The following is a 22,636-nucleotide window of genomic DNA, read 5'->3' as shown; positions in this document are numbered from 1 at the left end:
GGTTCATCTGCGTAGCCTGGGATTATATGTGACCTCAAGGCCCATGTTTATCAACTGGACTCCAAGAAACACCAGGATCAAGACAAAAATCGGGGGGAATATCATGTTCCATTTCCCCAGACTCAAAGCGCCTTGTCCTATGGCGAGATTGATCATCATCCCCAGGGTGGTTATATTTGAAGGCCCCAATCCCAGGACTTCCAGTCCAGTAGCGGCCAGCATGGCGCCAACGACGCTCCCCGCGAAGCTGACGCCGAGAAATGGCAGGAGGTTAGGGAGGATTTCGAAAAAGATCACCTCGGCATCCCGCATATTGGTCAATTTAGCAAGGTCGATATAGGGGGCCTCCCTTAGACTCATCACCTGTGACCTTATTACCCGGGCAGAAAACGGCCAGCTGAATACAGCAAGGATAAGAGCCATAGTGACAATGTTGAGGGTTTTGACATATGCGGATAATGTCATCAGGATGGGCAAGGAGGGGATCACAAGAATCATATCAGTCATGCTGCGCAAAACAGTATCCATTCTCCCTCCCTTATAGCCAGCCATAAAGCCTACGATAATTCCTATGATCGTCGAGATCATCCCGGCCAGCGCCCCTATTGCAAGGGAATACTTCAGGCTGAGAATCGTTATGGCCAAAATATCCCTGCCCTGGCGGTCAGTCCCGAGGAGATGCCTTGCTGATGGCTCCTCATATACGGGAAACGCCCCCACGGTCAATGGATTCTGATCACCAAGTATGAGGGTATTCAGAGCTGGCTGGAATAGGGAGACTGCCAGCAGAATTGCAACAAGGATCAAGCCTCCCAGGAGCTTGCGGTCGAGATGCTTCAGCCTTGTCCTCATCTTAATCCCCTCCCGTTATGTGATTCTGATGCGAGGATCTATAAGTGGCAATATTAGGTCTATAACTAAGTTGGCTGTCAAGACAGTGACTATAGATAAGAGCATCACACCCTGAATAACGTTGTAATCAAGCACTCCTATGGCATTTGTGATCAACCTGCCTATCCCCGGATAGTTGAAGATCCATTCTACTATGTAGGCCCCGTTCATGATGAATCCGAGTGATATGGCCAGCCCTGTCACCTGCGGCAGCAGTGCATTTCGTAGAACATAACGTTTTAGAATGGTGGATGGTTTCAGGCCTTTAGCTTCAGCGAAGATCAGATAATCCTCATTTAGGATGGATATAACAAGGGCTCTTGTTGAAATGATCCACCCCATAGCTGTAGTCAGGACAATGGAAAGGGACGGGAGAATAGCATGCTGGATCACGCTTGCTATAAACCTTGGATTGATCCCTGGTTTGAGGAAGGCGTCATAAGCCCCCGAACTGGGCAATACAAAGAAAGTGTAGGCAAATATAAAGGCAAGAAGGAGAGCAAAGAAGTATTGTGGCACCTGTGAAAAGAATATGGCAAGCGAAGTCACAACATTTGAGGCAAGGAGATCTCGCTTCCATCCTATGAGGGTGCCAATTGCAAGGCCTATGACCCAGGAAATCAAAACAGAAACCCCAAGAAGTCCTATGGTCCATGGGAGAGATTCAATGATCAATTTCTGGGCCGGCGTCGGGAAAGCCAGCAGTGAAGGACCCAGATCTCCGCGAGCTACATTCTTGATATACCGTATATATTGCGTGAATAGACTCCCCTCCAGGCCGAACATCTCTTTATACTTCTTGATGACGTCCTCCTCGCTGCTTTGGAGCACAGAGGTTGAGTATCTTTGCTGCATGCTTACAATAAATGCCCCGATCGGGTTGCCTGGAACCATCCTGAAAAAGAAGAACATGACTGTGAAGGCTCCAAAGATGGTGAGAAAGTAAAAGAGAAGACGCCGTGCTAGATACAATCTGAATAGCTTATGCAAAGTCTCTCCCTCCTGCACAGGCATCCTGAGAGTTCGGGAAGCTATCCCTCGGGATGCCTAAGTAAAAATATGGAGATCAGCCGTACTTTCGGAATCAAATAGTTGGCGGCATTATCTCTCCGGCCCGGTATAGGATATTTCGATCTGCGACACCTGCCCGAGAAGCCACTGCCTGAGTCCGAATAGTATCAGCCTAGCGGCTTTGATCCGAGGCCCTGCTGCCCGAGGGCCTCGGATCACAGAGCGACCTGCAGCAAGGTCGCGTCCGACGGGACGGTATCACCATCACCGGCCATGCTGCGTCCGCCGAGAGGAGTATCCATGCCCCGGCCACGCCGCGTCCGCCGATCATCTGGCAGGCTGGAGCTTAAATGTCACAAACATGAAGTGTCCCCACCAGGTGAAAGGCACTGTATACATGTTGTCTGCTGTTGGCCAACCTTTCCAGTAATGCTGATTCCATGCCATCACATATATAGTCTGAATGACCGGTGTCGCAGGCAAGACTTTCATGTATTCTTCCAAGGTCTGAGAATAGACTTTGCGGCCTTCTTCTGAATCTGGGCTCATAACATCCAGCTTCTCCACGAGTTTATCGAAAGTTGGATCCTTCAGGCGCACCCAGTTACCTTTAACTGCTCTCTCCCCCAGTGGAGAAATCCGGTCACTGGTGAGACGCCGGTAGAGATTGTATGGATCGGTCCCCGCGCCACACAGCCAGTGAGATGTCAGGTTGAATTTCCCCGTCTGAGTAAATTCGTCAAATACAGGGCCCTCTAGGTGGCGGACTGTCATTGTCACGCCGATCTTCTTTGCTTCCTGGGCTATATCCTGAGCGATCTGATACTCGAAGCTGGCTGGCTGGGTAGGCGTTATAATCTCCAAAGTAAGAGGTTTGCCATCAGGGCCAACTCGCGTTCCGCCCGCTCCCATCTTGTAGCCGGCCTCATCCAACAGTTTAGCTGCCTTTGCCGGGTCAAAGGTGAGGTCATATTTCTTCAAGATCTCTTTATCTACGAACTTTTCCATGTATTTGTAGGCTGCCCACGGATATTTGCCAGGGGTGGTCTCAGGCATCCAGAGAACCTTAGCTATCTTTTCGCGGTTAACCAGATAGGATATGGCCCACCTCACTCGAGGATCTGCAGTAGGGCCTGACGCGCAATTGAACCAGATGCCTCGCGGGCAGGGATCAAGGAAAGGAGCAATGATTATCTCGCGGTTTCTTTTCATCGCAAGCTGCATTTGCGTGTAATCCAAGCAGTGAGCATGGTCTATGACATTGTTTACGAAATCTGCCAAATCAGCGTCTGGCGGTGGTGATGTTCTATAGACTACGTACTTTGGCGCCGGGAAATAGCCCAGCTTCTTTGCCCAATAATCTTCCCTGCGTTCCCAAATGAACATCTTTAGCTCTGGTATAACCTGTTTCAGTTTGTAAGGCCCTGTGGTGACAGGAGGATTATTCTTGAAGCTCAGCGGATCTTTACCTTCCCAAATATGCTTTGGCACTATCGGGGTGGCGGTGCATAACATGTTTATGAATCTGTAATGGAATCTGGGGTTTGGCTCTTTCAGCTTGAAAATGACATGATCAGGTCCCTGAGCTTTCACCTCCGCGACCTCACGCTTCCAGTTCTCTCCTCCAAACTCTGGTCGAGACATGATCATCCTGATAGTAAAGACCACATCATCAGCAGTAAAGGGTTTTCCATCGTTCCAGGTCACGCCATTCCTAAGGGTGATCTCGAATGTCTTGTAATCGTTCGAGTAAGCATATTTTGTGGCCAGCCATGGGACAACCTCGCCAGTCGCAAGATTCGCATACCACAGATATTCGGTGGAAATCTGCCAGAATCCGGCCGCAAATTCGGCTCCATTTGGAATGAAATAGTTGAAGCTGTCAAAAACGCGGAATGTGGCCGTATCCTCCATGAATAATGTCTCTTCTCTCGGGACCGGAAGGCTTGCGCTGGCAAAGACAGAGGTTCCGCACACCATTACGAGTACCAGCATCAGGCTGAATATCGCCGCGCTTTTCAGGAACCCGGTTTTCATTGAAATCTACCCTCCTTTAAGGTTTCTATGCATAGGATTTCTGTGCACGAAGATCTTCAGGCCCGTTTTTCCCGTATTGTCGCTCCATGACACCTCCTTCCCCGGCTCCTGCCTTATTGACAATTCCCGGCTGCACACTGTCTGGCAGGGCACCGCCAATTAGCCGCTGTGGAATCCCTGACCACCAGAGTAGTAGGCAGCAGGATCCTTTTCTCTTCCCATTGCTTATCAGGCATATGGCCGGCCTCAATTCTCTCCAAGAGGATCCGTGCAGCAGCGACGCCTATCTCCCTCTTGGGCTGGGCCACTGTAGTCAGAGGCACCTCTAAATATCTGGCCATCTCGATGTCATCAAAACCGACTAGACTCAAATCCTCTGGGATCCGGATACCATGCCGCTTGCAGACCTTTATCACGTCAATGGCCACAAAATCATTCAAGGCAAAGACTGCGCTCGGTCTATCTCTCCTGTCCAAAAGACGCAAAATGGGCTCATACCGTAGATCATCATCCAACTCGCTGGCCATGGTATTCTCCTCAACCAACCATGAAGGATAGGTTACGACGAGACTCTCGTCGAAATGAAGGTTATGCCTCTCAATGGCTTCCTTGTATCCCTCAAGGCGCTCCCTTACGCTGGTTGTGCTGAGGAATGGATGGGTTATGAAGCCGATATGTTGGTGCCCTAACTCAAAAAGGTGATCTATAGCCTGGTACACTCCTTTTCTATTATCGCATCCAACGAAATCATAACCTCCTATGTTATCGTAGTATCTATCAACCAACATAAGGGGAAAGCCTTCCCCTGCCAATCTTGCGATGGTTTCGTCATAGGGAGCATTTTCCACGGGAAACACAATCAGACCTTCAACCCCTTCCCTGCTTAGAGTATTTATGTGTCTTGCCTGTTCAGCCATATCATTGTCAGAATTGCAGAAGATCAGATTGTAATTACTTCCATCCGTAATTTGCTCTATACCGGCCAGTATCTCGGAGATAAAGAAATCGCCCAGATAGGGGACGATTACTCCGATGCTGCCTCTTCCTTTTGCCGCTCGTATCCCAGCCGGCTTTCGGGAATCGGACACGAATGTCCCCGTCCCGTGGACTCGGCGTAAGATCCCCTCGGCTACCAGGTCTGAGATCGCTTGCCTGACGGTATATCGGCTCAATTTGTATGTCCTGGTGAGCTCAATCTCGCTGGGGATCGTCTGCCCCGGCAATAGCCTGCCTGCACGAATTTGTTCTTTTATTATCTCTTTTAACTGGTGGTAGAGCGGGAGTGGGCTATTTCGGTCAATCCGCATATACATCCATCTCTCCGTCAATGAGTATTTAGGTGGGTGGAATTCAAATATCTGCGGCGTAGGAGATACGTATGTCCGGACATCTATCTAGATATAGTATTCGGTGATCTTTTTAGAATTCCTGCTTGAATTGCAGATTTTCTGAACAGAAATCTTGGGCATCAAGATTAAGTGAGAAAATATTATTTGAATTAAAGATTATTGTGAAATTTCATCCAAGGTGTATAATGAAATTGGGAGCGTGTCTGGTGTCATCACTGTAGGTTAATAGGTTATTTGTATGGTCAATGGCAGGTGAATAGGTCGTGACGTGATGTCTCATCTTTCCATAGGGGGTGATAGGCATGTCCGCATGGATAGGCTTCGCACTGGTGTTCCTTGCCGGTATTGGCATACGCCTGATCATGGCACTGGGTTTGTGGCAATTCAGGCGTAGCAGCGGCTATATCGGCGCGTATCCTCCCAAAAAGGTGAATATCATCGTTCCAGGGAAATCTGCCAGTTTGGATCGGAAAACCAAAAGGGAGAACATCATTGATAGCTATTCAAAGCATGATAGAATCATCCGCGGGTAAAGGCGCTATAAGAGAAGGGCCCCACCCGAAAGATGATGAATCGCTTCGGATGAACGCCCTATACTACTGCCATAGAAATGAACCGCTGCCATTTTCACCGCCCTGACGGTACCGCCATGGCGCCATGGGGATCTATTCTATTACAGCTTCCGGCCTTTTCTGCACTCCTCTAATTCTCCCTCTTCATGATTGACCGGTCTTCGCCTTTTTTCAATTCACCCAACTACGGAGTTTCAGCTCACCCAACCACGGAGTTTCAGCGCCTCGACCAACCTGCCCAGCGCTGTTATGTAAGCTGCGGTGCGCATATCCACTCTGTAGGCCTGAGCAGTCTGGTAGACGGCATTGAACGAAGCGACCATCTTTGCTCTTAGCCGTTCCGACACCTCTTCCGCTGTCCAGTAGTAATTCATCAGGTTCTGGACCCATTCAAAATAAGAGACAGTTACGCCTCCAGCATTGGCGAGGATATCTGGGATGACCATGATGTTCCGTGAGAACAGGATCTCATCCGCCTCAGGAGTTGTGGGGCCATTTGCCGCTTCAGCGATTATCCGGGCCTGCACCTTCCCTGCATTTGCCCTGGTTATCTGGTTCTCCAGTGCGGCGGGGATAAGGATGTCACACGGTAGCGTGAGAAGCTCTTCCGAACCAATAGGTTCACTACCGGGAGCGCCCAGTACGCTTCCTGTATTTCGTTTGTGCTCGCATATACTATCGATATCGAGGCCAGTAGGATTATATGCTCCTCCCTCGGAATCATTAACTGCAATAACGCTGGCTCCCATTCCGGTCAGGAGGCGCGCAGCGTTCATGCCAGCATTGCCAAATCCCTGGATCACGACTGCAGCGCCAGCAATCCCGATGTCTAGCTTCTTCAGAGCCTCCAGGATGGTGAAAACGCACCCCTGGGCAGTAGCGGTATCCCTGCCAAGGGATCCACCAAGCGAGACGGGTTTGCCGGTGATCACCCCCGGAACATTGTACCCCTTGAGACGGGAGAATTCATCCATCATCCAAGACATTATCTGACCGTTTGTGTATACATCTGGTGCCGGAATATCCTTCTCCGGCCCAATAATGGGAGCGATGGCCTGGATATAGGCTCGGCTCAACCTTTCAAGCTCTGACCTGGACAACTCTCTTGGGTTGCAAATTATCCCGCCCTTTGCGCCTCCATAAGGTAGACCTACTACTCCGCACTTGAAGGTCATCCACATGGACAGGGCTTTGACCTCATCTTCCGTTACACCGGGGTGAAAGCGGATACCTCCTTTTGTGGGCCCAATGACATCGGTATGCTGAGACCTGAACCCAGTAAATGTCCTTACTGTACCGTCGTCCATCTTAATTGGCAACGACACTGTAAGGATACGCTTGGGTTCTTTTAGAACCTCATAAACTGACATGTCTTCCTTCATCTGCACGATTGCCTTCAATAACTGTTTCTGGGCGATCTTCAATGGGTTTAGCTCTTCCTGAAATCGATTCTCCATTCTTCTCCCACCTGTCTGTTGAATTTGACCTTCCCTTGTCAGGAAACCTGATACGGCCTGAAAAAGCAAAAGGTCCAGACAGGGTGCCCTTAAAAAGAAAACACACCTGTGTGGACGCCATTGCCCGACACCTGCGAGATACACCATTGTATCCCGGAGCTTTGTATTTGGCATGAATTATAACATAGATCTAACATGGGTCAAGAGGAAATTTGCAATGTGTTATCGGTCTGTGATAATGTCACCCTGTAGGGATCTTGGAGATGCCATATGGGGAAGATTTCGCGGCATTTGCAGGGAGAATTCATAGATGCGGCAATGGGGCAAAACCCATCTTGACAGTGCCCGAACCGACCCCTATAATGGTAAATAGCTAATTTAGCTAAAATAGCCCCTCAGAAAGCATCCCCTTGGAGGGATTTCTATGATCGTGAGCGCCACCGATCTCAAGAATAACCTCGGCAAGTATCTAAGGCTCTCAGCTCGCGAAGATATCATTATCACCAGCAACGGCCGCTATGTGGCCAGATTGACCGCCTACGAGGATACCCATGCAACGGCCGCTCCCGGGATGAGCCAGGAGGAGGCGCCGGAATATATCCATGCCCAAAGGAAGGTTACATACGAGGAGTTTCTGCGCCTCACAGAGAACAGCGAGGAGAGATATGAGTATATCGATGGCGAAATCTATCAGCTGGCTTCACCGACGACTTCGCACCAGAAAGCTCTCGGCGAACTCCACATCATCTTTCATAATTGGTTCAGGGGCAAGCCGTGTCGCCCGATGTTGGCGCCTTATGACATTACGCTCAGACGAAACCCCGAAGACATCAACGTGGTCCAACCCGACCTTATGGTGATCTGCGACCTTGAGGAGAAATTAAATGAAAAGGATTATTATATGGGAATCCCCGCGCTCATAGTGGAAATACTCTCTGAAAGCACGCGCGGCAAGGACGCGATCCGAAAGCTTGATCTCTATATGTCGACGGGGGTAAAGGAATATTGGATCGTTAATCCTTTCAACCGGGAAGTAACCATCTACTTTTTCGAGAACAACGACTTGAGTCAAAGCGCGACCTATAGATATGGGGAGACCGCCGCTTCATACGCTTTTCCAGGTCTAGAGGCGAGCCTCGAGCAGATCTTTGCCTAGTCCGGGATGCTTCATCCCGGCGCGCGAAATGTAAAAGCCGGCGGGGCCTCCCCCAGAGCCGGCGTGTCTTTCCATCTAGAATAAGGGAACAGTCCTACCTATTTCGAGCGTTTCAGGGATGCCTACCATGCGCCCCGAGCGGCACCAATCCAGCATGATCATACTGGGGAGCCATCAGGGTAGCCCTATCATAGGCATTCCAGCGGCTTATAGTTCCCAAATGTCGGCTTAGGACCATCCCCCGGCGCAGCCCAGCGAACCGCATTTGCTATCACCTTGAGCACAGTCGGATTATAATACGTTGGGTAAGTCTCGTGACCGGGCTGGAAATAGAAGATCTTCCCTCGTCCACGATGATAGCAGCAACCACTGCGGAACACTTCTCCTCCGGGGAACCAGCTTATAAAGACCAGGGTATCGGGCGCGGGGATATCAAAGCGTTCTCCATACATCTCCTCATGCTCGAGCTCAAAGTATTCCCCTATACCCTCCACGATGGGATGGCCGGGCTCTACCACCCAGAGGCGTTGCTTCTCGCCTATCTCACGCCACTTGAGATTGCATGTGGTGCCCATGAGCTTTCTGAAGATCTTGGAGAAATGGCCGGAATGGAGAACAATGAGGCCCATTCCATCCAGGACCCGTTTATGTACCTTGTCAACTACCGCATCGCTTACATCTCCATGAGCCATATGGCCCCACCAGGTGAGAACGTCCGTGTTGGCAAGGACCTCATCTGTAAGACCATGCTCAGGTTCGTCAAGCGTCGCAGTTCGGACCTCAAACCCGGGCTGAGTTCGCAGATAGCTTGCTATAGCTCCGTGGATACCCTCCGGATAGACTTTGGCGATACGTTCGTCACTCTTCTCATGTCGGTTTTCATTCCATACGGTTACCCGTGTGACGCAACTCATGGCATTCCCTCCTGAAACCAGCCTCTCCTCATTGAAGAGGTCTGGAATAGTCCGCCATTCCTCTTCGCCAAAGAAGTAGATTTCCCTGCTGGAGCCACTGAGAAAAACCATGATCTTGAGGCAAAGAATCTGACCGCGCGAGTTTGCCATTATAAATAGGAGCGGCCCGATGAATAATCCCTCGAAGAGTCTATCGACGACCTATCCCCAGGTCTGCCAGCGCATCCAGCAAAAGCGCTGTGGCACGTTCATAGTCAGCGTCATTGAGGCTATATAATTCCTCACGCCTCAGCGTCCCGCGGGCTCTCTTCTCTTGCAAAGTCTCTCCCGCATTCCGCGCACTTTCCGCATTCCACGCGCTCTCCGTCCTCTGTGCGTCTTCTGCTTTCGATGCGCCTCCTGTCTCCTGCGCGCGTTCCGCTGCCTCCGCCCCCCGCGCTTCCCTCAATAACGGGCTTCGCAGGATCATTGAGAAATATTCCTGGATCTTATTTCCCATTCCGGCCTGTTTGACCATCCACAGGAGCTCAAAATCCTGAATTCCCTTGAGCAGAAGCTTATAGCGCAATGAAAGTAAAGGTCCACCGAAATTGCCGGGGTAGACGAAATTAGTATCGCCCGCCGGCCAGAACGGCGCGCGGAACGAGAGTCTCTCACGAGGTTTTTCAGGCCAGACAGTGTAGTTCCAGCGCAGAAAGCCGTCGCACCCCATAAAGAAGGTCAGAACCGGGATAAGGCGACTCTCAATCAATGGGGAACGTAGGAAGGTATTTGGCCATTCAGGCCCGCAGCATACATACCAGAGGAACCGCCCCGGAACCAGTTTCCGCAATTCGCCGAGATCATCCCAATTATCCCAGAGGAGATACAGAAAAGGAACGAAATCAGAGAGGTTGGGTGGTGGTGATAGTAACATCTCCTTATGGTTTATGGCTGCCTTGAACTTGAAACTAGGCGCAATCCGGCGGAGGTTTTCAAGGCGACGCTGGTAAAGCTCCAGATCCGCCGGTTCATCGGCGACAACTCTCACCCGCTCCAGCCAGCCTCTATTTGCGAAATGTTCCTCCAGCGCCTTGATATATGCCTCTATCTCATTTCCTTCACGTAAGAAGGCATAACTCCCGCTCGCCTCATCGTAGTAGCGAACGCGAATATCATCAATATAATCGACAGCGCCCGCAAACCCGCCTTCGCTGAATTGCCAGATATTGATCAGGCCGAAGACCTCTATTTCATCTTTGATCCCATGGCGCTCGCAAAGATCCACATAGCGATCCAGAATTGAATAATCATAGCGGAATTCGCCGCTGGCGTCCTTTCTGACACGCACCATGCTATACTCGAAAAGATCCGAAGGATACACCAAATCTCGGACAGAACCCTGCCCTGACCATGGGATTTCAGAGACGATAACCGTCGCCGCCTTCTGCCCCAACGCTGCCAGGGAGGCCACATATTTATCCAGGACATTGAAGTGAGCATCGCTCCATAAGGGCGTCTCATGCTTCCGGCTTATATTAGATGAATGCTGCCAAAGATCCAGATAAAAATGATAATCCTGCGGCAGCGGAAGCGTGACATCCTTCACTTCAATAGTGAAGCTTAGCTCTCCGAGTTTCTCCTCGGTGGCAAACATCCTGTGTCGCCAGAGGATCACCTTTCCTTCATATATACCGGCCGAAGCGGACTCCGGTATTTCAAACTCAACCCAAACGGGCTGCAGGTTTCGGCCGGCAACGAAGATTGCGTCTTGTGTAAGCAATAGATCCGCCTTCAGCTGTCGGTCATCATCCTCGATGAGCCCTATAAGCTGTTTATTGACAGCTCCGGGGAGCCGTCCCGAGACTTCGAGGCGAATGATATCCAATGGGCCAGATTTATAGAAAATGGGTGCATCTGTCACAGCCAGCATGAAATCTTGGTCCCCGTGAACTAGGACCTGAAATGCGCATAGCCCGCGGCGCGCAGTCACTAGCTTTATCTGCTGCTCCTGGCAAAACTCCGCGGGTGAGCCCCGCATATGACCACAAACATACTTGAAACTCGCCTCTTTTAGGCCGAAGACATACATCAGACCGCACCTCTTCCTTAGAGATTAACATTCGATAGTGATCCAGGGATCTCATACCCTCAATACTAATTTTACCGATGTGCAAACTTGCGGGATCCGAGCGAGGATTCGGAAGATACGAAAAGTCGCCCCCTACGGAGTCCATCCATATTCATATCCGATCTTATACATCTCTACAATATTCTCCGGCGGGCTAACGGCTTGAATATTATGGCAGGGAGCTAGAATATATCCCCCTCCCTCACCCAGGATGCCGAGGTTATCCAGTACCTCTTGCCGTACCTCGTCTATAGTGCCAAACGCTAGTGTATATTGATTGTCCACACCTCCATGGAAAATTAGCCTATCACCAAAATCATGTTTTAATGCCCTACGATCCATTCCCTTGCACTTCCATTGAACCGGATCTAGGACGTCTATCCCAGCTTCAATCATATCAGGAATAATCTTACGGATAGCCCCGTCATTATGATGGAACGCAAAAGCACCAGCCTGGTGAACGAGGTCAATCATGCGTTTCATGCGCGGGATGAAAAACTCCCGAATATGCGCAGGCGAATACATTAGGTCACTTTCAGACCCCATGTCTTCGGCTACATAGGTTATCAGTACCATCCCTGGAATCTGCTCATAGATTCGAAGGGTGTTCTCATAGCAGAAATTAAAGAGTTTATCAAGGCAATAATGGACGATCTCAGGATTTTCAATTAGATCAATAAAAGCCTGTTCATCTCCACGTAGATATTTATATATCAAAAAAGGTTCCGAGCCCCCACCCTGAATTGGACGATCCTCCTTGCCCCTTATCTGTTTGGGGATGACCGAATAGTCATACCAATCTGGGCTCGGCCATCTGTAATTTAGCTTTATTTCGTCAACTGTCTTATACTCTGCAAGCGGATGGTAAACACATTCCCTGTAAGAGCCCATCCCGTATGACACATCCCTATAACGACAACCATAGATGTCGGTATCATCAGGAATTGACGGCCCAATATATTCCGGGTTTACCACCACCGGCTGGTCGATATGCAACTGCCTAAAGAGGGCATCCAAATCCGAACAACCAAGGTACCTCATCAACCTGGCAGTCGCTTCATCTGTGGCTCGGTAATCCATTGGAACACGATCGGGCTTATGGCGGGTAAGCACAGCCAGCCAGCGTTCTCGCGGTGTCATTGTCTCCTTGTACAAGATGCCTCATACCCTCCTGAAACATGTGATATGAATGGAAATACTCCTATTCCTTTATGCCTGTTAGAGTTATACCTTGAATGAATGTCTTTTGAGTAAAGAAGAACAGCACAATTATCGGAAGCGTAACCATGGTCGCGGCGGCCATGAGGGCTGCCCATGCAGTGTGATATCCACTCTGGAATTGCTGCAAGCCCAGGGCTAAAGTGTATTTACTTTGATCTGTCAGGTAGATTAACGGACCAAGAAAATCGTTCCAATGCGCTATGAATTGGAAAAGGGCGACCACGGCCAATGCCGGCTTCGCAAGAGGGAGAATAACCCGGTAGAGGATCATGATCTCCGAACACCCGTCCACCCTCGCGGCGTCATCCAGTTCACTTGGTATAGTCATAAAGAATTGACGAAGCAAAAAAATGTAAAAAGGTATGCCGAAAAAAGCAGGAACTACAAGGGGCCTAAAGGTATTAACCCACCCTAGTTTATTGAAGACAAGATATACCGGTATCATGACTACCTGATAGGGAATCATCATTGTGGAGATCAGCAGTATAAATAACGCATCTCTCTCAGGCCATTGAATCTTAGAGAGCCCATAGGCAACCAGCGGGCATGAGACTAATGCGCCGAATACGGCTAGCCCACATATAATAAGCGTGTTTTTTAGGTATGTGAAGAAGGGAACAAATGTCCATGCAGTAGCATAGTTACTCCATTGGAGCGGACTAGGTATCCAAATGGGAGGAAAGGCAAAGATCTGCCTATCTGGCTTTAGAGAGGTAGAAACCATCCAAAAAAGCGGTAGGAGAAACACAAGACTAAGCATTATCAATGCCAAATAGACGGCCGTTTGCCGGATTATTCGGGTGCGCTTGGAGACTATCATTCTAAGATCCCCCCTATCTAATCAGGAGAGGGCCTGCGGGCGCATCCGCAGGCCCCTGACCCCGGCTCTTCATTTGATCTTATCAAGTTCCGCCTGAACCTCTTTAGTGACTCTATCCAGTGACTGTTTCGGAGTTTCCTGGAGAAGTCTAATCCGATCTTCTGCTTGCGTAAGTCTGTCACTATAGAACAATTCCACAGGACTGGCAAAGGATACAACCTGTCCGTTTCGTAGAAGGTCTACAAATACCTTGAAATGAGGATACTGCTTCATATAGTCCTGCGCCGCCCTGGCCTGCCATGGGCCATCGGCAAGAGGCATCCACCCGCCCATCGTCATTATCTTTGCGCGGTCTTCCTCGTACCCTTTACCTACCCAGTATAGGAGATATTGGAGAGCCTCCTTAGGATGTTTGGCACCCTTTGGAATGAGCCCGTAACCGGAAGGCACTATTATAGCGTTCTTTCTTCCGCCTGGGGGAGTAGGCAAAGGAACAATCCCGTAATCGAAATCCTTAGGAGCATACTTTGCTATGTCCAGAATTTTCCACTGCCCCATCAACTGCATCGAATACTTCCCCGAAATAAAGGGATCCAAAGCCCTTGCCCTTTCCTCGGCAAGACCTCCTTGGAAGGCTGTCAACTTTTTGACATCATATTTCTTGGAATAAGATGCAAACCATTCTCCAGCCTTTATGATTTCCGGATCATTTGCCGTTACCTTGCCTTCCTTAAACCAGTCGCCTCCAAATACTGCTCCCCACCAGAGCAGATTCTCGGGCAGAAAACCTAATCTCGTGATATTTCCCCTGCTATCATGGACAGTAAGCTTCTCAGCATAACTATCTAATGTAGCAATATCCTTGGGCGGCTCATTGGGATCGAGACCTGCCTGTTTGAAATGGCCTTTGTTATAGTATAGGGCCATAACATCAATAAATCCGTGGAATGTCCATAGATGTCCTTTGTATACATTTGCCTGCCACATGGGCCATTGATAGCGCTTATAGTCTGCCAGCTCTTGCGGAGTCATGAGCTCGTCGATCGGTATCATTGCACCACGCGCAGCATAAGAGGCAGTGTTGCCCATTGTGTAGATGATATCTGGCGGATTGCCGGCTGCAATTGCTGCCATAAGTTTGGTATCCCTCTCACCGTATGGAACAACTAGGGGTTTGACTTTGATACCAGGATGAGAATCGTTAAACATCTTCACTATATCATCAATAACTTTGGTCCAGTCCCCAGTCCATCCATGCCATAATGTAACTTCCACAGGTTTCGTGGCAGCATAGGCTGAACTCCATACAGATGAGATACAGGCAAGGATCACTAGGGCATAAATTACAGTCTTTCTCATTTATTTCTCACCTCTGCATTTGTTGTTTTGGAAGGGATCAATAGATACCGCCAAACCGCGAATTCCGCTAAATAGAGAGCATCCAAAGACTACTCTAGTTTGGTACGCGCCGACCAAATCCATACTTCTAACCCATTCCCCCTGCTTATCACCTCCCACCAGCGTAATAAACCCAGCTGCGCGAAGTCCTGAACACCAAGAGAGTCAACACCAAGATGATAATAAACAAAATCCATGCCATGGCAGAGGCATACCCCATTTTGAAGTACCGGAAAGCATTGTTATATAGATATAGTGAATAGAAAAGTGTCGAGTCAGCAGGGCCGCCCTGAGTCATTACATAAGCCTGAGTGAAATATTGAAGAGCCCCGATCAACCCCATCACTAATTGGAAGAATATTGCTGGAGAAATCATTGGCAGTGTAACATGCCTGAACTTATGCAAAGGGCTTGCCCCATCTAGTTCCGAGGCCTCATATAATTGGACAGGTACATCCTGCAAGGCGGCAAGGTATATTATCATGGATCCTCCTACGCCCCACAGGCTCATTATGATCAGTGAGGGTTTAGACCAGACGGGGTCGGTGATCCACCCAGGACCGTTGATACCGAGAGCATAGAGAATTCCATTGATAATGCCATATTGTGGATTTAGAAGCCACATCCATACAATTGAGGCGCCAACAATCGGCACTATAGAAGGAAGGTAGAAAATGGTTCTGAAAACTGCCAGTCCCCTAACTCGCTGGTTCAGTAAAGTAGCTAGTCCCAGCGCAACTAATATTTGTAGTGGCAGGGAGATAACTGCATAGTACAGAGTATTATAAAGCGACTTCCAAAACAAAGGGTCTTTACTAAAGAGGGTCACATAATTTCCGACTCCTACAAACTCTGGGGCATTCAAGACACTATAGTCCGTGAGACTATAATAGATCGATGCCGCAAAAGGATATAAAGTGAACATAAGGAACCCCAAGATCCAAGGCGAAGTAAACGCATATCCTAAAAACCTTTTATTTTTCTGCAAAGAATACTTCCGTGCCACGTTGATCACCCCCGATGGTGCGATATGGACACCGGTCGCCTCCAGACGAATTTCCTTGCATCCCAGCGGTCATCTAGTATCCGATTAGAGCGTACCAGGTAAAGACGAGGCGACCGGAATCTGCAACTTCTAACCTAGATCAGGCAGCGGAGCCACCTCAACCACCTTGCCGCCTGAGCGCATCGATTCGGCGGCAGCGCACCCTACAGCAACGCTCATTCTCCCAGCGATTGGCGTTGCTACAGGCTCTTTGCCTTCCAGAATCATATCCAGGAAATCCTCACAGGCGACAGGATCACCGCCGCCATGGCCTCCGACAGCGGGTTTGACCTCATAGGTGCGATTGGCAAGGGCCTTCCAGTCATGCGAATCCCTGGTCTTCACCCAGACCTTGCCTTCGGGTTCGGAATTCTCGATCCTTCCTTCTGTCCCGATGAAGGTATAGTTGCGGTGGTAATCTGGCGTGAAATGGCACTGGAGATACGAAGCCTTTATCCCATTTTCCAGCTCCATGATGACCACATTATTATCTTCTACATCCACTTCCTTGCGGAAAGCACATTGAATACGAGTGTCGGCCCTGGCCGGATCCGGGCAGGTACGCCGCTCGGGGCAAGTGGGGCACACCAGGTCATTGGGCTTATCTCCACCAAAGAAATCAAGGCCGCCAAAGGCTGCAACCCGCTTGCCGTACGCACCAGAGATCCAGTGTATGATATCTATGTCATGAGAACCTTTCTGGAGGAGAAGCGAAGTAGTATTGCGGCGCATGGCGTGCCAATCGTGATAGTAGAAGTCCCCGCCATGCCCCACAAAATGACGGACCCATACGGCCTTGATCTCCCCGATCGCCCCTGAATCAACGATTTCTTTCATCGTTCGGAACATATTCATATATCGCATGTTAAATCCTACCATGAGCTTCCTTCCGGAGGCTCGCCAGGCCTTGAGGATTCGATCGCAGCCCTCCACTGTAATTGCAAGGGGTTTCTCGCAATAGACATGCTTACCAGCCTCAAGCGCGGCCACCGCATGCTCCTCATGACAGAAATCCGGCGATGAGACGAGTACTGCATCCACATCAGGTCTTTCAAGAAGCCGGCGATAATCAGTCGTCACAAAAACCGAATCTCCGTAGCGCTCCTTGAATTCCTTCAAGTACTTTTCGTTAATGTCTGCACCCGCCACTACAACAGATCTTCCGCCTGGATTGTGCCAATGATCAGCCAAGCGACCACGACCACTGACCCCTATTACTCCAATTCGCAATTGCTCCATGCTTTCATGCCTCCTAATACTCGCCCCACCGCCGCGGGGAATTTATTCAATTAGATCCACAGGCTTCCCTAACCGTGCAGACTCATTCGCTGCCATGGTCACCCTGTGGGTTTCAAAAGCATCAGCATACGTAGATCTGATCTTCGACGTATCTCCTGTCTTCACCGCATCGATGAATGACTGATCTTCTAGGTTGTAGGGATTCACCCTTGTCCGGAATTCTTCCGTGTGATACGGCTCAATGCGTTTAAGGCTGGATCCGGTCATCTCCAGCACAAGATCTCGTGTCACTACATTGAGCCCAACATTATATCCTTGAGAAAGCATACAGGTATTGGAAATGGTCCCTATAGCGCCATTTTCAAACTCAAGGGTCACCGTGCCAACATCAGGAACATTCAAATTGGGCACATCCTGCAGGCTTCTTAAGGCATATGACGCAAAGACTCTTTTCACATTTCCAGCTGTGTATCTTGCGAGATCAACTATATGAGTGGTCTGCTCCACAAACTGGCCGCCGGACTGCTCCATCACTCTCCACCAGGCGACTCCTGGCAATCCGCCCATCCAGTAACCTAGCACCATCCCCACAGTCCTACCTGAGAGAAGCTCTCTTGCCTTGCCCACCGTATCAAGATATCTCCACTGATATCCGACAGAGCTTATGAGTCGCTTTTCCGCAATCACCTTCAAGATCTCTTTTGCTGTATCGATGTTGGTAGCTATCGGCTTTTCGATGAATAGGTGCAGGCCGTGCTCTGCGGCTTTGAGCTCGGGTTTTCCATGCGCGAAAGGCGGGAGAGAGATATATACAGCATCAAGATCTTCTTTATCAAGCATTTCTTCATAGTTCACATAGGCAGAAGCTCCATAGGTCGCGCCCACCTGTCTGGCCTTTTCTTCGGCAATGTCCGACACAGCCACTATCTTCGCATCCTGGGATTTTGCAAGATACTCCAAATGGACTTTTGAGATGCCCCCAACCCCGATAAAACCAACTCTAACAGACATGGCAGATCCTCCCCCTATATGAATTTCCTGAGGTATTCAGCGCACTTAGGGAGTTCCAGGTCCGGGTCGCCCGGCACCCCGCATTCCAGCGCCATGTAATTCCTGAAGCCTATCTTCTTGAGGGCAGTAAAACCTGCCTCGAAATCCGTGTGTCCGTATCCAGGCAGAAGTCGCGTGCTGTCGGCGAGATGTATATGCTGGATGTATGGGCCCGCTGCCTCGATACTCTTGGCTATATTCACTTCCTCGATGGACATATGGAAAAAGTCAGCCATAATCTGAACGCTGGGGCTCGCCACTTCCTTCACCACTGAGACGGCATCTTCAAGTGTCCGGAGGAAATGGGTTTCATATCGGTTAAGAGGTTCAATCAGGAGAATGGAATTCGCTCTCTCCGCATGTGGAGCGATATCTTTCAACAGTTTGACTAGAAGCTCAAATTCGATCTCGCGCGCCGTTTTCCAGGGAGAGAGGTCGGGCACCTTCGGCTGCCCAAAGATCGGCACCACTATCACTCCGATGGCGCCAATGTAACCCGCTACCTCCAGGAGTTCCTTGATATCTGCCATCGCAAGGTCCCTCTGCCCCTTGTCTGCATCCAGGGGAGAGCCCCTAAAGCCCGCACATATGGTGCTTGGCTTCACCTTGCTTTGCTCACATAGCCGCCTTATCTCCTCGGCTCTGGACTTGATGTTGCCGCCCCAAAACTCAATGCCTGCGTAACCATATTTCTCAAGGCGATATAACTTCTCTTCGAGACTCTTACCAGGGACGAGATTCTCCTGACAGGCGAGCTTCATATCCAATTCACCCCCATAAGGAATCTAATAGCCCTCTATTAGATCCCCGCATCCCCTCTCCCAGCAGATTCTATTGCGGCAAGCGCGATCTCCAGAGACTGCCTTGCATCCCTAGGAGTTGACATCTCTGGTTTTCTGCCTTCATTAACGCAATTCACGAAATACTCAATTTCGGCCTTATATGCATCTTCCCTACCCACTTCAGGATAAGCTATAGTGCCATCCCTCTTGTAGACCACAACGGGGTTCTCTACCTTGTCACGGGCCTCAATGTTGACACCCGCCCGGAATGTGAACTCCACGGTCCCTTCCTCACATACCGCCCTTAGTGCCATGGTAAACGGGAAATTCTGGGGCACAAAAAAGGTCCCTTCTACAAGAGCTACCCGCCCGTCATCGTAGCTTAACGTTGTAAAAATGTGATCCCATGCGCCGGCGACTGATCTAACACCGCGGGCGCTTACCCCATTTGGCTTTCCCCAGACCCATGAGACGTAATCTAGATCATGAATATGTAGGTCAAGGGCGGCTCCGCCACCACGGTTAGGGTCCAGTATCCATCTATCCCACGACCAGACTGGCGCAGTTCCAAGGCGTGTAGCTGTGATAGCAAGGGACTTACCCAGCTCTCCGCTATCCAGGACTTTCTTGATGGCAACGTATTCAGGCCAGAAACGCAGGACCTGGCCGATCATCATGCTGATCCCGGCCTTCTCAGCCGCCTCTATCATGGAATCAGCCTCTGCAAGCGTGAAGGCCATAGGCTTCTCGCAGAAAACATGTTTTCCCGCCCTGGCAGCCTCGACCGCGTAGCGGGCATGAAGGTATGTAGGCAGGCAAACATCGATTATATCCACATCAGACCTACCAATTACTTCTGAGCAGTCAGTGCTCACGTCGGCCCCGAAATTCTCGGCCAGCTTTTTCGCCTCATCCGCGTTCAGATCGCAGACAGCCACGACTTTGGCTTGAGGAATATTCGCATATGCCTGTGCATGCACTTTGCCTATGAAACCAGCGCCAAGCATTCCAATCTTCACCATAGCAGGTCATCCCTTCGCAAGTTGTCTTCATAACCAAATCCCGTTCAAGCACCCGGGGGATCTTACCCGGGGGATCTTCATGGATACATTCCTGGATCGCCGTCTATGGCCAATTATCCAACGCCGATCTCCCTGTTGTGTCAGTTTTCCCACGGCGGCTACTTCCGCGCCCTTCCTAAGATTTCATCAAGGCTGGAAGATACATCATAAATGAGCTTCTCCGGATAATAACGGTAGGGAGGCAATATCTCGGCGGTGAGGTATCCATCATAGCCAACATCTTGGAGAGCTGCCACCACTCCGGGCCAGTTTACGTCTCCCTGCAACAGATTTGTGAAACCTGTGATATTGCCGATTTCCACTTTGAAATCCTTGACATGCACCTTCTTGATCCGATTTTTGAGGATCTTGATCCAGTGTTCCGGATATCCAGAAACCAGGACATTTCCTACATCGAAATATGCTTGCACCCGCGGGTGCCCGATCTCATCGATGAATTGACACATTTCCAGGGGTGAGAGGAGGAATTTATTCCACACATTCTCTACGCCAATGTTGATGCCATATTGATCGGCGGTCTCAGTCAACGCCAGAAGCATATCCTTAGCCCGGCTATAGGCTACATCATACTCGACAATCTCTGATGAAGGGTCCCACGGCACATTCACGGCTCCAGGAACATAAAGGATCGTGTCAGCCCCAAGGATAGACGCGAATTCTATTTGCCGCTTTGCGATCTCCAAGGCCTTTGCCCGCACCGCTTGATCTGAGGATGTAGGAGAGTACTTCCAATAAAGACCTGTAGCCACAGATGGCACCTCTATGCCAATATCACGCGCAGCCTGCGCAAGTTTCGACACATATTCTGGAGAGGTATCGAGAGAGAATTCTCCTTTCTCCTCAAGACACAGTTCAAGCCCTTCAAAGCCAGCCTTCTCCGCAAGTCTCAGACAATCGGAAACACTCGTTGAAGCGGGAAATGACCATTGATTTATGCCCTTTTTCAAAGACCTCGCCTCCCTATTAAATCCTGGTGCGCCATCGGCCCCAGGTCTTCATGATACCATGGGAATGGACCGTTGCCATTTTCTCCACATGACGATGCCAGCCATAGATCGCCGTGACGGTCTATGCAGTTCCAAACAGATTTCTCCAGACCAATGCGGTTCCACCCATAAGTCCAGCGTCTCGGCCGAGATGCGATACGTCGATAGTAACAGCGCTTGCGATCTCAGCAAGGGCGCGTTGCTTGGCCACCCTCTTGACCTCGGCAATAAACCTCTCATCTTTTGGCCTGATCTGGCCGCCAATCAATATCACCTGCGGATTGAATATGTTTATCAAGTTGGCAACCCCGATCCCGAGTTTGCGACCGGCATCCTCGACAATTTCTATTGCGACGGGATCACCAGCCGCTGCAGCATCCAGGACCGACATAGGCGCAATCCGCGCCGGAGAACCAATGTTAGGATCAAGAGTCATTCCAGGGATTGAACTCCTTGCCCCCTGCATCAGAGCCCCCTTGGCGCGTTCTGAAATCGCCTCGAGTCCTGCCAGTCCCTCGAGGCATCCCTCGTTACCGCAGCGGCACCTGGTCCCGTCGGCCTGAATGCTAGTATGTCCAAACTCACCTGCCATCCCAGTAGAACCCGTATAGACCTGACCATTGAGCAGAATCCCGATTGCTATACCAGTCCCGACCCACACGTAAATGAGATTATCCACTCCTCTGCCTATCCCATACCACTGTTCTCCAAGGATAGCGGACTCTGTATCCTTCCCAATGAAAACGGGAAAGTCAAGCGCATTTTCAAGAATGGCTTTGAGCGGAACTCCATACCAGCCAAGACGAACTGACTTGATGACAGTGCCTGTTGCTCTATCAATAAGGCCGGGAGTGGTCACGCCTATACCTACTATTTTTGCAGGATCCACCCCATTTGCCTTCCTGAGTTCTCCAATAGCCTCTATGAGCGCGTCGACCGCTTGCCCGCTGTCGGCCGGCATATTCTTTTCCACCCGAGCAACGATTTCGCCAGTTATGGTCGTAAGAGCCACAGAGAGATTCGTTCCCGCCAGGTCTGCAGCCAGGGAATAGCGAGAACCCTTTCTGACCTGTAACAATCCCGGCTTTCTCCCACCTGAAGACTCCCCCGGTCCGATTTCCTCAACGAAGCCATCCGCTACCAATGCTCTGACTATATTCGTGATGGCGGCGGTAGTAAGATTCGTAGCCCTAGCTATCTCTGCCCGGCTGATCGGCCCCCTGGATCTTATTACCTCAAAGACTAGGTTTCGGTTATAGATGCCGACGTTAATGGAATTACCTCCGAAGATTCTAGATCGCATAAATCACCCATCAATCGCTTGCTCTATCGCAATAATAGTAAACTCGAAAACTCGGCTCGTTCAATCTAAATTTATCTGTAAAAGAAGCTATAAAGTGATTGTAAAACTGATTGATTAAGTTGTTGATGATCTATTTCTACAGGGAGGCTCAAAATCCTTCTTCTTGGATGATAAAAACCGAGAAATATATGTGGCGACTACATTATCTCCACC

Annotated in this window: 19 protein-coding genes; 2 read left to right on the top strand and 17 right to left on the bottom strand. The window is 49.9% G+C overall.

Annotated features, from left to right (window positions below):
• Positions 1-3 precede the first annotated feature (3 nt).
• The 4 genes from HPY52_11470 to HPY52_11455 form a co-directional block, all read right to left on the bottom strand.
• Positions 4-852, bottom strand: coding sequence for an ABC transporter permease (locus HPY52_11470; protein NPV80878.1), 849 nt, complete (start codon positions 850-852; stop codon positions 4-6).
• A gap of 15 nt (positions 853-867) precedes the next feature.
• Positions 868-1,881 carry an ABC transporter permease gene (locus HPY52_11465; GenBank protein ID NPV80877.1) on the bottom strand — a complete coding sequence of 338 codons (1,014 nt, stop codon included), beginning with the start codon at positions 1,879-1,881 and terminating at the stop codon, positions 868-870.
• A 348-nt stretch (positions 1,882-2,229) separates the two neighbouring features.
• Entirely contained in the window at positions 2,230-3,939 is a 1,710-nt protein-coding gene (locus HPY52_11460; protein ID NPV80876.1) for an ABC transporter substrate-binding protein, read from the bottom strand.
• A gap of 113 nt (positions 3,940-4,052) precedes the next feature.
• The gene (locus HPY52_11455; GenBank protein NPV80875.1) at positions 4,053-5,267 is read right to left on the bottom strand and encodes a GntR family transcriptional regulator; all 1,215 of its coding nucleotides are present in this window, start codon (positions 5,265-5,267) and stop codon (positions 4,053-4,055) included.
• A 323-nt stretch (positions 5,268-5,590) separates the two neighbouring features.
• On the opposite strand from HPY52_11455, the gene HPY52_11450 reads away from it, so the two are divergent.
• Positions 5,591-5,821: a hypothetical protein gene (locus tag HPY52_11450; GenBank protein ID NPV80874.1), complete on the top strand. Its 231-nt coding sequence runs from the start codon at positions 5,591-5,593 to the stop codon at positions 5,819-5,821.
• Between the two features lie 233 nt (positions 5,822-6,054).
• On the opposite strand, the gene HPY52_11445 is transcribed toward HPY52_11450, so the two are convergent.
• Positions 6,055-7,317: a Glu/Leu/Phe/Val dehydrogenase gene (locus HPY52_11445; GenBank protein NPV80873.1), complete on the bottom strand. Its 1,263-nt coding sequence runs from the start codon at positions 7,315-7,317 to the stop codon at positions 6,055-6,057.
• 424 nt (positions 7,318-7,741) lie between these two features.
• Between HPY52_11445 and HPY52_11440 the strand changes: the two genes are divergently transcribed.
• The gene (locus HPY52_11440; protein NPV80872.1) at positions 7,742-8,473 is read left to right on the top strand and encodes a type II toxin-antitoxin system Phd/YefM family antitoxin; all 732 of its coding nucleotides are present in this window, start codon (positions 7,742-7,744) and stop codon (positions 8,471-8,473) included.
• 188 nt (positions 8,474-8,661) lie between these two features.
• Here HPY52_11440 and HPY52_11435 read toward each other — a convergent pair whose 3' ends face one another.
• From HPY52_11435 to HPY52_11380, 12 genes are all read right to left on the bottom strand, one after another.
• Complete coding sequence (locus tag HPY52_11435) at positions 8,662-9,387, bottom strand: trehalose utilization protein ThuA (GenBank protein ID NPV80871.1); 726 nt, start codon at positions 9,385-9,387, stop codon at positions 8,662-8,664.
• A 190-nt stretch (positions 9,388-9,577) separates the two neighbouring features.
• On the bottom strand, positions 9,578-11,458 hold the full coding sequence (locus HPY52_11430; GenBank protein ID NPV80870.1) for a DUF4091 domain-containing protein: 1,881 nt from the start codon (positions 11,456-11,458) through the stop codon (positions 9,578-9,580).
• Positions 11,459-11,590: 132 nt separating this feature from the next.
• Entirely contained in the window at positions 11,591-12,652 is a 1,062-nt protein-coding gene (locus tag HPY52_11425) for a uroporphyrinogen-III decarboxylase-like protein (protein NPV80869.1), read from the bottom strand.
• A gap of 46 nt (positions 12,653-12,698) precedes the next feature.
• Positions 12,699-13,538, bottom strand: a complete 840-nt coding sequence (locus tag HPY52_11420; GenBank protein NPV80868.1) for a carbohydrate ABC transporter permease — start codon at positions 13,536-13,538, stop codon at positions 12,699-12,701.
• Between the two features lie 69 nt (positions 13,539-13,607).
• A complete protein-coding gene (locus tag HPY52_11415; protein ID NPV80867.1) occupies positions 13,608-14,897 on the bottom strand; it encodes an ABC transporter substrate-binding protein in 1,290 nt (429 codons plus the stop codon).
• Positions 14,898-15,045: 148 nt separating this feature from the next.
• Positions 15,046-15,861, bottom strand: a complete 816-nt coding sequence (locus HPY52_11410) for a sugar ABC transporter permease (GenBank protein ID NPV80866.1) — start codon at positions 15,859-15,861, stop codon at positions 15,046-15,048.
• A 210-nt stretch (positions 15,862-16,071) separates the two neighbouring features.
• Complete coding sequence (locus HPY52_11405; protein NPV80865.1) at positions 16,072-17,220, bottom strand: Gfo/Idh/MocA family oxidoreductase; 1,149 nt, start codon at positions 17,218-17,220, stop codon at positions 16,072-16,074.
• A gap of 42 nt (positions 17,221-17,262) precedes the next feature.
• Complete coding sequence (locus HPY52_11400) at positions 17,263-18,231, bottom strand: Gfo/Idh/MocA family oxidoreductase (protein ID NPV80864.1); 969 nt, start codon at positions 18,229-18,231, stop codon at positions 17,263-17,265.
• 14 nt (positions 18,232-18,245) lie between these two features.
• Entirely contained in the window at positions 18,246-19,031 is a 786-nt protein-coding gene (locus tag HPY52_11395) for a sugar phosphate isomerase/epimerase (protein ID NPV80863.1), read from the bottom strand.
• Positions 19,032-19,069: 38 nt separating this feature from the next.
• Positions 19,070-20,074, bottom strand: coding sequence for a Gfo/Idh/MocA family oxidoreductase (locus HPY52_11390; protein ID NPV80862.1), 1,005 nt, complete (start codon positions 20,072-20,074; stop codon positions 19,070-19,072).
• A gap of 158 nt (positions 20,075-20,232) precedes the next feature.
• Positions 20,233-21,081 carry a sugar phosphate isomerase/epimerase gene (locus HPY52_11385; protein ID NPV80861.1) on the bottom strand — a complete coding sequence of 283 codons (849 nt, stop codon included), beginning with the start codon at positions 21,079-21,081 and terminating at the stop codon, positions 20,233-20,235.
• Positions 21,082-21,202: 121 nt separating this feature from the next.
• A complete protein-coding gene (locus tag HPY52_11380) occupies positions 21,203-22,423 on the bottom strand; it encodes an ROK family transcriptional regulator (GenBank protein ID NPV80860.1) in 1,221 nt (406 codons plus the stop codon).
• Positions 22,424-22,636 lie beyond the last annotated feature (213 nt).

The organism is Bacillota bacterium (assembly GCA_013178415.1).
GTDB lineage: Bacteria > Bacillota > SHA-98 > Ch115 > Ch115 > Ch115.
Note: the sequence above shows the minus strand (reverse complement) of the source record. Positions and strands in the feature narration are given on the sequence as shown.

What these genes read in the sequence shown, in the direction of transcription:
- HPY52_11410 (NPV80866.1), bottom strand. Translation starts at nt 15,861, where the DNA reads ATGTTCACTTTATATCCTTTTGCGGCATCGATCTATTATAGTCTCACG.
- HPY52_11400 (NPV80864.1), bottom strand. Translation starts at nt 18,231, where the DNA reads ATGTCTGTTAGAGTTGGTTTTATCGGGGTTGGGGGCATCTCAAAAGTC.
- HPY52_11470 (NPV80878.1), bottom strand. Translation starts at nt 852, where the DNA reads ATGAGGACAAGGCTGAAGCATCTCGACCGCAAGCTCCTGGGAGGCTTG.
- HPY52_11440 (NPV80872.1), top strand. Translation starts at nt 7,742, where the DNA reads ATGATCGTGAGCGCCACCGATCTCAAGAATAACCTCGGCAAGTATCTA.
- HPY52_11415 (NPV80867.1), bottom strand. Translation starts at nt 14,897, where the DNA reads ATGAGAAAGACTGTAATTTATGCCCTAGTGATCCTTGCCTGTATCTCA.
- HPY52_11390 (NPV80862.1), bottom strand. Translation starts at nt 20,074, where the DNA reads ATGGTGAAGATTGGAATGCTTGGCGCTGGTTTCATAGGCAAAGTGCAT.
- HPY52_11420 (NPV80868.1), bottom strand. Translation starts at nt 13,538, where the DNA reads ATGATAGTCTCCAAGCGCACCCGAATAATCCGGCAAACGGCCGTCTAT.
- HPY52_11450 (NPV80874.1), top strand. Translation starts at nt 5,591, where the DNA reads ATGTCCGCATGGATAGGCTTCGCACTGGTGTTCCTTGCCGGTATTGGC.
- HPY52_11380 (NPV80860.1), bottom strand. Translation starts at nt 22,423, where the DNA reads ATGCGATCTAGAATCTTCGGAGGTAATTCCATTAACGTCGGCATCTAT.
- HPY52_11460 (NPV80876.1), bottom strand. Translation starts at nt 3,939, where the DNA reads ATGAAAACCGGGTTCCTGAAAAGCGCGGCGATATTCAGCCTGATGCTG.
- HPY52_11395 (NPV80863.1), bottom strand. Translation starts at nt 19,031, where the DNA reads ATGAAGCTCGCCTGTCAGGAGAATCTCGTCCCTGGTAAGAGTCTCGAA.
- HPY52_11445 (NPV80873.1), bottom strand. Translation starts at nt 7,317, where the DNA reads ATGGAGAATCGATTTCAGGAAGAGCTAAACCCATTGAAGATCGCCCAG.
- HPY52_11405 (NPV80865.1), bottom strand. Translation starts at nt 17,220, where the DNA reads ATGGAGCAATTGCGAATTGGAGTAATAGGGGTCAGTGGTCGTGGTCGC.
- HPY52_11430 (NPV80870.1), bottom strand. Translation starts at nt 11,458, where the DNA reads ATGTATGTCTTCGGCCTAAAAGAGGCGAGTTTCAAGTATGTTTGTGGT.
- HPY52_11435 (NPV80871.1), bottom strand. Translation starts at nt 9,387, where the DNA reads ATGAGTTGCGTCACACGGGTAACCGTATGGAATGAAAACCGACATGAG.